Source organism: Virgibacillus oceani, from assembly GCF_041521345.1.
GTDB lineage: Bacteria > Bacillota > Bacilli > Bacillales > Amphibacillaceae > Virgibacillus_N > Virgibacillus_N oceani_A.
This window is the reverse complement of sequence record NZ_JBGOHB010000057.1, coordinates 1-13,000: the sequence shown is the minus strand read 5'-3', so window position 1 is coordinate 13,000 and position 13,000 is coordinate 1. Positions and strand designations below refer to the sequence as shown.

At 40.8% G+C, this 13,000-nt stretch carries 11 protein-coding genes and 1 riboswitch; of the genes, 2 read left to right on the top strand and 9 right to left on the bottom strand.

All coding sequences use genetic code 11. The features are described from left to right. Window positions 1-579: 579 nt before the first annotated feature. The 8 genes from lysS to ACDX78_RS22915 form a co-directional block, all read right to left on the bottom strand. A complete protein-coding gene (gene lysS / locus ACDX78_RS22950) occupies window positions 580-2,061 on the bottom strand; it encodes a lysine--tRNA ligase (protein ID WP_486031151.1) in 1,482 nt (493 codons plus the stop codon). 284 nt (window positions 2,062-2,345) lie between these two features. Continuing rightward, window positions 2,346-2,573, bottom strand: coding sequence for a helix-turn-helix domain-containing protein (locus ACDX78_RS22945; protein ID WP_486031149.1), 228 nt, complete (start codon window positions 2,571-2,573; stop codon window positions 2,346-2,348). Next, on the bottom strand, window positions 2,543-3,052 hold the full coding sequence (gene folK, locus ACDX78_RS22940) for a 2-amino-4-hydroxy-6-hydroxymethyldihydropteridine diphosphokinase (RefSeq protein WP_486031147.1): 510 nt from the start codon (window positions 3,050-3,052) through the stop codon (window positions 2,543-2,545). The genes ACDX78_RS22945 and folK overlap by 31 nt, the downstream gene beginning before the upstream one ends. Next, window positions 3,049-3,414: a dihydroneopterin aldolase gene (gene folB / locus ACDX78_RS22935; protein WP_486031145.1), complete on the bottom strand. Its 366-nt coding sequence runs from the start codon at window positions 3,412-3,414 to the stop codon at window positions 3,049-3,051. The genes folK and folB overlap by 4 nt, the downstream gene beginning before the upstream one ends. A 3-nt stretch (window positions 3,415-3,417) precedes the next feature. After that, window positions 3,418-4,242 (bottom strand): dihydropteroate synthase, encoded by an 825-nt coding sequence (gene folP / locus ACDX78_RS22930; protein ID WP_486031143.1) that lies wholly within the window; start codon window positions 4,240-4,242, stop codon window positions 3,418-3,420. A gap of 411 nt (window positions 4,243-4,653) precedes the next feature. After that, a complete protein-coding gene (locus tag ACDX78_RS22925; RefSeq protein WP_486031142.1) occupies window positions 4,654-5,697 on the bottom strand; it encodes a ribonucleotide-diphosphate reductase subunit beta in 1,044 nt (347 codons plus the stop codon). After that, a complete protein-coding gene (locus ACDX78_RS22920; RefSeq protein ID WP_486031141.1) occupies window positions 5,678-6,124 on the bottom strand; it encodes a flavodoxin in 447 nt (148 codons plus the stop codon). The genes ACDX78_RS22925 and ACDX78_RS22920 overlap by 20 nt, the downstream gene beginning before the upstream one ends. Continuing rightward, window positions 6,109-8,313: a ribonucleoside-diphosphate reductase subunit alpha gene (locus ACDX78_RS22915; RefSeq protein WP_486031140.1), complete on the bottom strand. Its 2,205-nt coding sequence runs from the start codon at window positions 8,311-8,313 to the stop codon at window positions 6,109-6,111. The genes ACDX78_RS22920 and ACDX78_RS22915 overlap by 16 nt, the downstream gene beginning before the upstream one ends. A 116-nt stretch (window positions 8,314-8,429) precedes the next feature. Further along, window positions 8,430-8,623, bottom strand: a riboswitch (cobalamin riboswitch). A 546-nt stretch (window positions 8,624-9,169) separates the two neighbouring features. Here ACDX78_RS22915 and ACDX78_RS22910 point away from each other — a divergent pair. After that, on the top strand, window positions 9,170-10,258 hold the full coding sequence (locus ACDX78_RS22910; RefSeq protein ID WP_486031139.1) for an N-acetyltransferase DgcN family protein: 1,089 nt from the start codon (window positions 9,170-9,172) through the stop codon (window positions 10,256-10,258). After that, entirely contained in the window at window positions 10,255-11,397 is a 1,143-nt protein-coding gene (locus ACDX78_RS22905; RefSeq protein WP_486031138.1) for an alanine/ornithine racemase family PLP-dependent enzyme, read from the top strand. The genes ACDX78_RS22910 and ACDX78_RS22905 overlap by 4 nt, the downstream gene beginning before the upstream one ends. Window positions 11,398-11,620: 223 nt before the next feature. On the opposite strand, the gene cysK is transcribed toward ACDX78_RS22905, so the two are convergent. Continuing rightward, on the bottom strand, window positions 11,621-12,547 hold the full coding sequence (gene cysK, locus ACDX78_RS22900) for a cysteine synthase A (protein WP_486031137.1): 927 nt from the start codon (window positions 12,545-12,547) through the stop codon (window positions 11,621-11,623). Between the last annotated feature and the right edge of the window lie 453 nt (window positions 12,548-13,000).

Sequence of the window (13,000 nt, the reverse complement as noted above, 5' to 3'; positions counted from 1 at the left end):
CCTCAGGAGGATAAGTCTTCCTCGTTCAGAACCTAGTCTGACTCAGACTTCTTACCTCTGACATCTTCATATTACATACTGGTTGTTTTGTTCAGTTTTCAAAGAGCAAATTTATCACGTCGCTTTTCCCGCGACAAGATTCAATTATATCACCTTGAGCAATCCATGTCAACAGCTTTTTTCTTTCGACATTTCGTCTGCTCAAATTGGCGACTTTATTAATATAACATGCATCTGTAATAAAGTCAATTATATATTTTGCTTTTTCGTTGCCAACGAATTTATCCTTCGAGCATGAATATAGTAATCTCACTACTTTTCATTTCTGATTCACTCGTTTTTTAAAGCAACGATATTTAATTTACCATGTTTATAGTTGAAAATCAAGCACTATATTAAAGAAAAATATGGGATTTGTTTTTGTCTGACCTATCGCATTCTAAGTAGTAGTATTTGCTCTTTTGCAGCGACTATGTATCTGTAAAGGATTTTATGTAATCATTTACCCCAAATCCCCGAAGAATAAAACAAAAAACACCGGCAGACAAAAAATAAAATACCGGCCGGTGTTTTATTTAATTAACGATTCCGCATCTGCGGGAATAATAGTACGTCTCGAATGGAAGGTGAATTTGTTAATAGCATGACTAAACGGTCAATGCCAATCCCCAGTCCGCCTGTTGGAGGCATACCATATTCCAATGCTTCCAGGAAATCTTCATCCAAATGATGCGCTTCGTCATTTCCTTCATCTCGTTCTTTTACTTGCGCTTCGAATCGTTCACGCTGGTCTATCGGATCATTCAGCTCACTAAATGCATTGGCATGTTCACGGCTAACAATAAACAGTTCAAATCGATCAGTAAAGCGATCATCTTCTTTATTTTTCTTAGCCAAAGGTGAAATTTCCACTGGATGGCCGTAGATAAATGTAGGCTGAATAAGCGTATCTTCTACTTTCTGTTCAAAGAATTCATTCACGATATGGCCAAATGTCATCGTATCTGCTACAGCAACATTATGCGCTTTAGCAAGGCTATGTGCCTCTTCATCACTCATTTGCTTCCAGAAATCAACACCTGTCACTTCTTTTATCGCATCGACGATATGCAGCCTTGTCCATTTTGGCTCAAGGTTAATCTCATGATCGCCGTATTTAATATTTGTTGTTCCATGTACTTCTTTCGTAATATGAGCGATAAGGTTTTCCGTTAACGCCATAATGTCTTTGTAATCTGCATACGCCTCATATAACTCAATCATTGTAAATTCAGGGTTATGTCTTGTTGACACACCTTCATTACGAAAGACACGGCCGATTTCATATACTTTTTCAAGACCGCCAACGATGAGCCGCTTTAAATGCAATTCGATAGCAATACGCATATATAATTGAATATCGAGTGCATTATGATGCGTTTCAAATGGGCGGGCAGATGCCCCCCCCGGAATGCTGTGCATCATTGGTGTTTCCACTTCCAGAAAACCTTGCCCATCCAAATAACGGCGCATAGACTGAAGGATTTTGCTTCGTAATATAAACGTTTCCTTACTATCCATATTTGTAATTAAATCCAGATAGCGCTGGCGATAACGCTGTTCAATGTCCTTCAAACCATGATATTTTTCTGGCAGCGGACGAAGGGCTTTTGATAACAGTTGAATGTCTATCGCTTTAACAGATAGTTCCCCAACGTTTGTTTTAAACATTACACCTGTAACTCCAACAATGTCACCCATGTCCATGGATTGAAAAATCTCATACTCCGCTTCGCCAACAGTGTCCTTCCGTACGTAAAGCTGAATTTGCCCGCTCAAATCCTGAATATGTGCAAATCCTGCCTTTCCTTTTCCACGCTTTGTCATCATTCTGCCCGCGATAGTTACCTGCTCCTGTTTTTCTTCCAGTTCCTCTTTAGAAAATGTATCATATGCAGCCTGCAGTTCCTCAGCCATATGTGTACGCTCAAATTTTCCGCCAAAAGGATCCATTCCCTGTTCACGATGCGCCTGCATTTTCTCCCGCCGCACTTGCATATGTTCATTTAATTCTTCTGACACGTTTGATCACTCCAGTCGATATAGGTGTGTTAAACCTTAAAATCCTGTTTTTCTATTAGTAAGTATATAGGAAATCTGTAATTACTTCATGTTTATTATCTTCAACCAGTATTACCTGAAGATAGTTGCGGACGTTCTTCATTGTTTATTGAGAAATTCTGGCTTTCCATTAAGCCTTCATGCAGAAAGGCAAAATGATTTTTTCCTTTTCAATTTTCGAGCACCCTTGTGCACCTGCTAATGGAAAAATCCGCCAGCAAAGAAATGGCAAGTTCCGCAAAATTTTAATCTAGATCTTGTTCATCCTGTTTTATCAATAATAATTCTTCTTTGGATATAGCCAATATAGACGAAATCTGGTCCAGCAATTCATCTGGAGCTGCTTTTGTTCCGCGTTCCACTGCTCCTATAAATGAGAGAGAAGCATCCAGCTCTTTTGCAAAATCCGCCTGCGTATAGCCTTTCAATTTCCGAAATGCCTTTATTCTTCTGCCGATTCGCTTCGTTTCCATTTTACTACATCCTTTATGTCTGATCTTGATAGCTCTTCTATCATTTTCTCAACACTTTTATCTTGTTGCGGTAAAATATGCTTTGGCGCAACTTCGCACAATGGAATAAGTACAAAAGCACGCTCATGCATTCTTGGATGCGGAATCATCAATCTTTCCTTGTTTATATCTTCATTATTATAGAGTAGAATGTCAAGATCAATAGTACGTGGGCCAAATCGAATCGTGTGTTTTCTCCCCAGCTCTTGTTCTATCTTTTGACAGTAATCCAACAGTTCGATGGGAGAGAGATCTGTTTCCAATTTGATCACCATATTTAAAAAATCAGCCTGATCAGTATAACCTACGGGCGCAGTTTCATAAATGGAAGATTGCTGCAGGATCGTTATTTGTTCATTTTTCAAAAAATCCAAAGCTTGATTTAAATGCTTTTCTCTTGGTTCAATATTTGTCCCCAAAGCAAGGTAAACTGTATTCATACGTTCTTCTCCCTGTATAATTCCACAGACACGGAATGGTAATTTCCTGCGATTGGGGGATCTGGTTTGATTACGTTTACGGTGCATGCGGAGAGTAAGGAAAAATTGGCTAAAAGTCTTTCTGCAATCGTTTCGGCCACAGCTTCAATCAAGTTTTTTGCTTCCCCTTCTACTACTTCTTTAATGATTTCATATGCCTCGCCATAGTGAATCGAGTCATTCATATCGTCCGTTTCACCTGGTTTTTTTAAATCAGCATACAGTTCAACATCCACATTAAAACGTTGACCTAGCTTGTTTTCTTCAGGCAACAGACCGTGATAGCCGTAAAATTGTAAGTTGTTCAGCAAAATTTTGTCCATTTCCTACCCTCTTTCCGAATGAAGCATAGCATCCATCATTTTAGTTAGTTGTACAGTCATTTCTACATTATGTACGCGCACGATTTGAACTCCTTTGGAAACTCCCAGACAGGTTGTTGCTCCCGTGCCAACGTCTCTCTCCTGAGGGACGCTTATATCCAGCTTCTTTCCAATAAAGGTTTTGCGTGAAGTACCTAGCAAAAGTGGAAGATTAAATGCCTGAAAAGCTTCCAGATAGTTCATCGCAATTAAATTATGCTCCATTGTTTTTGCAAAACCAATTCCCGGATCCAAGATAATATTGTACTTTGGGACACCTGTGGAAATAGCAATCTCAATACTTTCCTGCAGATCTTTTTTCATATCCTCGATTAAATCAGTGTAATCCATGTTGTTACGATTATGCATTAAAATAATTGGTACATTATATGTTGCGGCAACCTTGGCTATTTCCGGTTCGCGCTTTGCTCCCCAAACGTCATTGATGATTTCTGCTCCGGCTTCAATCGCCTGCTTTGCTGTTTTCGCTTTATAGGTATCGATGGAAATTGGGATACTAACTTCTTTTTTTATCGCCTCAATCATCGGGATTACCCTGCTGATCTCTTCTTCCTCGGTGACAGGAGCGTGATCCGGTCTTGTGGACTCCCCGCCAATATCTATGATATCCGCACCCTGCTCTTCCAATTTTGTCGCCTGTGCAACTGCCTTTTTCACTGAATTATAACTCCCCCCGTCAGAGAATGAATCCGGGGTTACGTTTAAAATTCCCATAATATGTGTACGGTCCGTTAAATTATAATTTCTTGACTTTGTTTTTAACTCCATTTCCTGTGACCTTCTTTCATCAATCATTCGTGTATTTAGCTTAACACAGCATATTAATGAGGGGCAATTGCCGCGGATGTTTGCAGCACGCTCCAGGAAGGGTTTAAAAAAACATATTGACTTGGTCACTTATATGGCTGTTAAGTTACCGTACGGATCTAATTTTCCCTTCACCCCGGCACTTGAACAACCTTCAAACTACCGCATGAAAATAAATTATCTCCATTTCATTATTTCCTTATTAATTAAAATACCGGCGCGCTCATTGGGGGATCGCGCACCGGTTTATGTTAAATTTCGGCCAAGTCCTGTCTTTTCCAGCCAACAATTCCTGCTGAAATGTCTATGGTATGTTGTGAACTTCAACCGAAAGTATAACCTTTTTTAATCTTCAACGCTCTTTCCCTCTTCCTACAAATCATCAAAACCGTTCAAATCACTTGTCTTCGTATATTGCCTGGATTTTTGCTCAAAAAAATCTGTTTTCGTGCCATCAAAATTATCGGCATATGCACGGATCCATTTCATCGGATTTTCCGTATGATCGGGATAAATCTCACTCAGGCCCATCATCCGCAGCATTTTATTCCCACGATATTTGATATAGCCGGCCATTTCATCCAAATCGATGCCTTCAATGCGGGCAAGAACATATTTGGACCATTCGATTTCTGATTCAACGGATTCCTGGAACTGGTCATACACCCAATCGGTAAAAGATCCCGTATTTAATTCTGGGTTTTCATAAAGCGCAGCACGAAATAATTCTGCTATAAAACGGCCATGTTCCAGCTCATCCCGATTAATATAACTGATCATTGTTGATGTGCCAACCATCTTATTCTGCCTTGCAAGATGATAGAAGTACGCAAATCCAGAATAGAAAAACATCCCTTCCAAAAGTGCGGTATACACAGCGGTTTTCAGGATATTTTCGATAGTCGGTTCCTCAACAAACAGATTGTATTGATTCATGATTGTTTCATTCCGTTTCAACAGTACCGGGTCGGTGCGCCCGAGCTGAAAGGCCTCATTCTGTTCATCAAGAGATACTACCGACGACAGAACGTAGGAATAACTTTCATTATGAACTGCCTCCTGCTGGGCAATTACCGCCATGATCGACTGGACGGATGGATCAGTAGCATAAAGAGACAGTAAGAGTGCGGTTCTCGTTTGCGGTGCATCCAGTGTTGATAATAGTCCAATGATTTTTAGATAGGTATCCCTTTCTTGTTCCGTGAGTGTAGCAAACTGGCGCAAATCATCGGACATATTAACCTCATCTGCCTGCCAGTAATTACCGAGGAGCCGTTTATACATTTTATACCAATGCGGATAAGCAATATCATTCCAATTCAGAATACCGCTTGATTTTCCGCCAAAAACCGCGGTTGATTTATTTGGATTCATTGGTTCCAGTGTTTTCGCTTTATTAAGCAAGACTTTTGACATCATGTAGTACTCCTTCCAGCCAGTTTTCTACGATACTTTCTTGTGACCCACGTGGTGACTGTTCAATTTTCAGTCCGTTCCACCTGCTTCCGTAAAAGACAGCCAGTTTATCGACTGCCCTGCAGAAAAGGTCATCACCGCCAAACTGGGTGTCCCCTGTGCCGAATACCGCAACATTATCCGGTTTATAGCCAACCTCCAGCACAAAATCTTTTACCTCATCCGGAGTTGCACCCATTTCCCATGTAAATGTACCGATAAAGATAAGATCATAGACGGAAGCATCAACCGGCGGGTCGATGCCAATTCCGTGCATTTGGACACCCATTCCGTCTGATTTTAGCTTTGCCTCGATCATCTCCGCTGTTTCCTTTGTATTGCCGCTGTATGATAAATAGGCGATTAAACTTCTCAACTTTGACACCACTCACATTCTTCGACATCATTGGCCGTGGAACGGACATAATACGTTGTTTTTAACCCTTCCCGCCATGCCTGGAGATGCAGATCCAATAAGACCGACGCTTTAATTGTATTTGGCACATATATATTGAAGGAAATACTTTGATCCACATGCTTTTGTCTGGCAGCATTCTGTTTCACTGACCAGCGCTGATCCAAAATATACGCGGATCTGCGGTAAATATCATACGTGTTATGGTCCAGATCCGGTGCCGTGACTGCAATTTTAAAATCCTTCTTTTCTTCAAAATAAAACGGTTTGAACACTGGATCGATACTTGCAGTGGAACCCGCGATCATCGAGGTGGATGAATTCGGCGCCACAGCCATCAAGTAACCGTTCCGAATACCATAAGTTCCTACATCCGCTTTTAATTCATTCCATTTTGCATCACGATAACCTTTTTCTGTAAAATAATGGCCAGTCTGCCATTTGCTTCCTGAAAATGCCGGATAGCTGCCTTTTTCCCTGCTGAGCTCCATGCTTGCTTTTATGGTCAGATAAGCAATTTTTTCATACAGTTCATCGGCATAGTCAACGGCTTCGTCTGATTCCCAGCTAATATTTTTCTTAGCCAGCAGATGGTGCCAGCCAAATGTTCCGAGACCAATAGCCCGGTATTTCTGGTTTGTAAGCTGTGTCTGCTTGAGCGGCAGCGTGTTTATACCAATCACATTATCAAGCATCCGGACTTGAATGCTGATTAGTCTTTCCAGTGCATTTTCCGGTATCGCACGTCCAAGATTAATCGAGCTCAAATTACAGACTACATAATCACCAGGTTTATATCTTTTTACAATGGTCCCATCCGCTTCTGTGAATTCCTCCAGAAACTCGGTCGGTGACTGATTCTGTGTAATTTCCGTACATAAATTGGAACAATAAATCATGCCCTCGTGCGGATTGTTATTTTGCCGGTTCACTTCATCCCGGTAAAACATAAAGGGTGTCCCTGATTCAAGCTGCGATTTCATGATCCGTTTCATCATATCAATAGCCGGCACTACGCGTTTCGTCAGCTCATCAGATGCCACACACTCCAAATAGCGTTCACGCCAGGAGCCTTCTCCTTTTTCTTCATCAAAAAAATCTTCCAGCGAATAACCCATGACTTCATGTATTTCGTGCGGGTCAAATAAATACCAGTCGCCTCGTTTTTCTACCTGCTCCATAAAATAATCGGGCAGACTGACACCGGTAAAAATATCATGAGCACGCTGGCGTTCATCTCCGTTGTTCAGTTTCAAATCAAGAAATGCCTCGATATCGCTGTGCCATATATCCAGATAAACGGCAATAGCTCCTTTTCTCGTACCAAGCTGATCCACACTGACTGCCGTGTTGTTCAGCTGTTTAATCCAGGGAACAACGCCGCTCGACATATTTTTATAGCCTTTAATAGAGCTGCCCCGGCCACGGATTTTCCCCATGTAAACACCGATTCCTCCACCGTTTTTAGAAAGCTTCGCAATGTCGGTGTTACTGTCATAGATGGACTGCAGGCTGTCATCTACCGTATCAATAAAGCAGCTGGACAGCTGACCATGAGTTTTACCAGCATTCGTAAGTGTTGGTGTAGCTACCGTCATGTATAAATTACTTAGCGCCCAATAAGCTTCGGCTACATACTCACTGCGGCGGCTTGAGTCCTCATCCTGCATCAGATGCATAGCAATAACCATCCAGCGTTCCTGTGGCAGTTCATAGACATTTTTACCATGGTCAGTTGCGAGATACCTTGTTGCTAGCGTGTACAGGCCAAGATAATTGAATAGGAAATCCCGCTCCGGTTCGATAGTTGCTGCAAAATAAGCAATTTCCTGCTGCGAGTATTTTTTCAGCAGCTGTTCGGTATAAATTCCTTTTTCAGTTAGTATTTTGATTAAATGATATAAATCTCCATAACCGTGACCGGAATCGTAGCCTCTATTTGCAGCGGCTTGTTCGTATAATGTTTGGACATACAGACGGCTGGCGACAAATGTCCAATCCGGATTGGCCACATCAATATTCTCCAGTGCCTTTTTGATTAATTGATCGTAGTTATAATCTGTTCCATGGAATTTTTCTAAAAGCTTTTCTTTGTCTACATTTAATCCCGATGTAGCCTCATCTACAATCTGTTTCAGTTCATCTGCTGCAGTTAAGATCATGTTTCTGCCTCCCTATAATTTAAAAAAGCCGCTTACCTCGGGGGTAAAATGGCTATAAAACGACAGAAAATATGAAACTTACTCTATCGTTTCATCATCGCTTGCCCCGAGGATACGAAACTTCCTGAGCTGTGGCAGGTCTCCTGACTTGTGCTTTAAACCTACTAGGCTCCTTCCCGTACCGCTGCCGTGAAGCAAGCTGATACAGTGGATTACCCGTTCGTCCGCACTTACAGTTGCGGGGACAGTTCCGGATTTACACCGGATTCCCTATTAAGACTAAGATGTCACCATAGCTCTCGAACACTATATCTAGTGTTTTATTTTATTTTCAATAATATATATTGTATTCAATAGACTATCATAGTCAATTTTATTGTGCAATGAATTTGATGGAAAAGATTTTTGCTGTTTGGGAAAACAATTAGTATAGTAATTGGCACACAAATGTGCGCAGTTCTTAAATCTGTGCTCTTTTTTACTTATCCTCACACTTTGTATGCTGTTTAATTAATCCGAACTGCCAACTATCTATCCGTCTATTAACTATTTTAGCATTGAAACCAAGTGTTCAGCACAGAAACTGTATCATTATCTGCCGCAGTAAATTGTTCTAATATTACTTTTTTTGCTAATTATCGCTTGATTTGCGCCTTAAACTATTTAACTATGCTATACTGGAAGACAGGGAGTAAAATTGGATATCTCAAAAGAAAACCTTGAAATTTTAGTGTCTTGGCAATCGACTGTCAGTCTCTCTAAATTATCCCAAAGGTTTTTTTAATAAATTTGGATGGAAAAAAATTACTCCGGGTAAAAAGCATAGCGGAACACAAATAATAATGGAGGTAAGTCAATGAAAGAAACAGCAGTTCTATATTGTGAAAATAAATTTGGAACAATGGATGGAAAGACAGCAAACGGACTAATTAGAAGTTCGAGGAAATATCAGATTTTAGGTATAATTGACAGTACGAAAGCTGGCATGGATGCAGGTGAAATACTTGATGGAGAAAGAAATGGCATTCCCGTGTTTGCAAGTCTTGACGATGCACTTAAAAACTTATCCACGACACCTGACCAATTCATATATGGCATTGCCCCGTCTGAAGCCTTTCTGAAAAGCGATGAAAGAAACATTGTATTACATGCTATGGCAAACGGAATAAACGTTGTAAACACACTTCATGAATTTTTTACAGATGATGAAGAATTCGTAAAGCAATCCAAGCAATATAGCGTTAAGATCACTGACGTGAGAAAGCCTCCTGAGAAGAAAGACATGCATCTTTTTATAGGGCGAATTTTAAACATCAAAACGCCTGTTATAACAGTACTCGGGACAGACAGTGCCATCGGAAAACGTACCACCTCCGTTCTACTTGAAGAGGCATTAATCAAAAAAGGCTTGAAGACTGCTTTTGTAGCAACAGGGCAAACCGGATTAATCCAAGGCGCAAAATACGGTATTGCGATTGACGCCATTCCTTCTCAATTCATGACAGGTGAAATCGAAAATCAGGTTATGAAGGCATATGATAATGAAGATCCTGACATTATAATTGTTGAAGGCCAAGGAGCATTAAGCCACCCCGCTTATATTAGTTCGTGTGCGATTATAAGGGGTTCAAGACCTGGGGCAATCATTGTTCAACATGCCCCAAAACGTGAATTCCTAGGTGATTTTAGCTTTATGAAAATGCCAACCTTAAAAAGTGAGATAGAGCTTATTGAAGCCTTTTCTAAATCAAAGGTCATCGCTACTACCATTAACCATGAAAACATGAGTAATAAAGAGATTGAAGAAGAAGTCGCAGTAAATGAAACGCAGTTGAACCTGCCAGCAGCTGACGTCCTTACCCATGGATGCGATAAACTGGTAGCAAGCATTTTCAAAAGCTATCCAGAGCTAAAGCGTAAACAGAAAAAAGTGCTTGTTAAGTGATCAAACTTGGCACACCAAGAATTGAAATCAACCTTGCAAAAATTGCACATAATGCGGAAAAATTGCGACATTTATATGAATCAAAAAACATCGGGATTATGGCTGTTACGAAAACAGTTTGCGGTGACCCGATTGTTGCTAAGGCTTTATTAAATCAAGGCGTTCATACGCTTGCAGATTCGAAGTTAAAAAATATCATACGAATGCGGGAGTCAGGTATTGAAGCGCAGTTTGTTTTACTAAGAACGCCTGCTATCAGTGAGATTGATTCCGTCATCAAATATGCCGACATTAGCATGAATACAGAGTTAACTGTTATTAGAAAATTATCAGCAGCAGCTAATCGGTCTAGCTCCTGTCATAAAATTATTCTCATGATAGAGATGGGAGATTTACGCGAAGGTATTATGCCTGAAAGTCTTCATGCGTTCATTCTAGAAGTAATGGATTTATCCGGAATTGAAATTGTTGGTATAGGTGCAAATTTTGCTTGCTTTGGAGGTGTCAAGCCCAGTGAAGAAAATATGGGGCTTTTATCTTCATTAGCGGAAAACATAGAGGCAACGTTTACATTGCCCCTTTCCTTTGTATCAGGAGGTAACTCAGCTAATTACAGTTGGTTCCTGGGCGTTCCAAATACCGGAAAAATAAATAACCTGAGATTAGGCGAGTCGATCTATTTAGGTCGTGAAACATTAAATCGAATGCCAATCCCTGGGTTATATACAGACGCTTTTACATTCGTTTCAGAAATCATTGAATCAAAATTAAAACCATCCGTTCCCTATGGAGAAATAGGCCAGGATGCGTTTGGCAACCATCCCCAGTTTCAAGATCTCGGAAAAATGAAGAGAGCCATTTTAGGAGTAGGGTCTCAGGATGTTCTTGTTTCAGGGCTTACACCAAGGCTAGACATCGATATGCTTGGTTCAAGCAGCGACCACACCGTACTTGATCTCAAGAAAACCGATTTAAAAATAGGGGACGAGGTAATGTTTGACCTTAATTATGGTGCACTCCTTTTAGCAATGACCTCACCTTATGTTTCAAAAGAATATACCCGTGCCAATAAAAAGCTCCAAGGCCATGTTCAAAAGGAACGACAAAAGCTCCCTCCCTTTGTTAAAAAAGTTCGTTAATTTATTGAAATGAATGATCAGAACACAAATGCCTTCCTGAATAAATAGGAAGGTTATTTCGCTTGTGACTTCGTTTTCACTCTAACAGCATCAAAATTAAACCAGATACTTTCCTTAAATAGGTTGTTCAAAAATGGACTACACTTGGATAAAAAAAAGGTATACAAACCCATGAGGATTCGTATACCAAAATATATATTTATATCGATTTTCCGACTTATACTTATTCCTCATCAAACTGATAAAGCGGTGTAGACAAATATCTCTCCCCATTATCAGGAATTACGGCAAGTACTTTCTTCCCTTTACCAAGATCTTTGGCTACCTTTTGCGCTGCAGCTACTGCTGCTCCTGCAGAAATTCCGCCAAGGATTCCGTTCGTGGTTGCCGCTTTTCTGGATGCTTCAAAAGCTTCATCTCTCGTAATCTGAACCACATCATCATAAAGATCCGTATCCAGCACATCCGGGACAAAACCGGCACCGATTCCCTGGATTTTATGCGGTCCTGGTGAACCACCGGATAAAACAGGTGAATCCGTTGGTTCTACGGCGTACAATTTTACATCACCGAAATGATCCTTAAGTACACTTCCAGCACCTGTAATGGTCCCGCCTGTACCGATTCCGGAAATAAAGGCATCTACGCCTTCACTCATTTGCTTGACGATCTCCTGACCTGTCGTGCGGGCATGTACTTCAGGATTTGCTTCGTTGCTAAATTGCTGCGGCATAAAATAGCCGTGTTCATCTCTCAGTTCTTCCGCTTTTTTAATAGCACCTTTCATCGCCTCTGCACCCGGGGTTAAAACAAGCTCTGCACCATATGCACGCAATAAATTACGGCGCTCCTTACTCATCGTATCCGGCATCGTAAGCACCGTTTTATACCCTTTTGCAGCAGCTACCATCGCGATGCCAATCCCAGTATTCCCGCTTGTTGGTTCAATGATCGTATCACCTGGTTTAAGCGCTCCTTCTTTTTCCGCAGCTTCTACCATCGCAAGGGCAATACGGTCTTTTACAGAGCTTGCGGGGTTCATAAACTCAAGCTTCAAATAAATATCCGCACTATCTTCATCTGTCATCCTGTTCAGCTTTACAATCGGGGTTTCCCCAATTAATCCGGTAATATTATCAGCAACTCTCATTATTAAAGCCTCCCAATCCCTACTATTTTAGTATGATTTAATATTACTTTATGCGCTTCACGGCAAAATGTCAAGAACAAAGGCGGAAGCGCCCGGTTAGCGACGTACAAACTGGAGCACTCCGCTAATGAAATAAAGGAAACACGGCGGGGTACGAGCCGATGTTGACTTATCGTAGTGGAGGAGTGTGAAGTTTGGGACTGCGCTAAATGCTCGCCCCACCAAGATTCTTGCTAGTCGCTGGGCGCTGGAGCTGGACGATGCTAGAAATCTTTATACAAGTTAGCCAGTGTATATTAGTAATGTCTTCAATTAATTAATTTCCTTAGGTTCATTGTAAAATGAAATGCAACAGCTAAATAAATAGAAAGCCATCGTGAAACCACGTATAATTAAGGTTGACAAAAACACAAACCATACGGAGGTAATTCACGATGACTCAAAACCATTCTA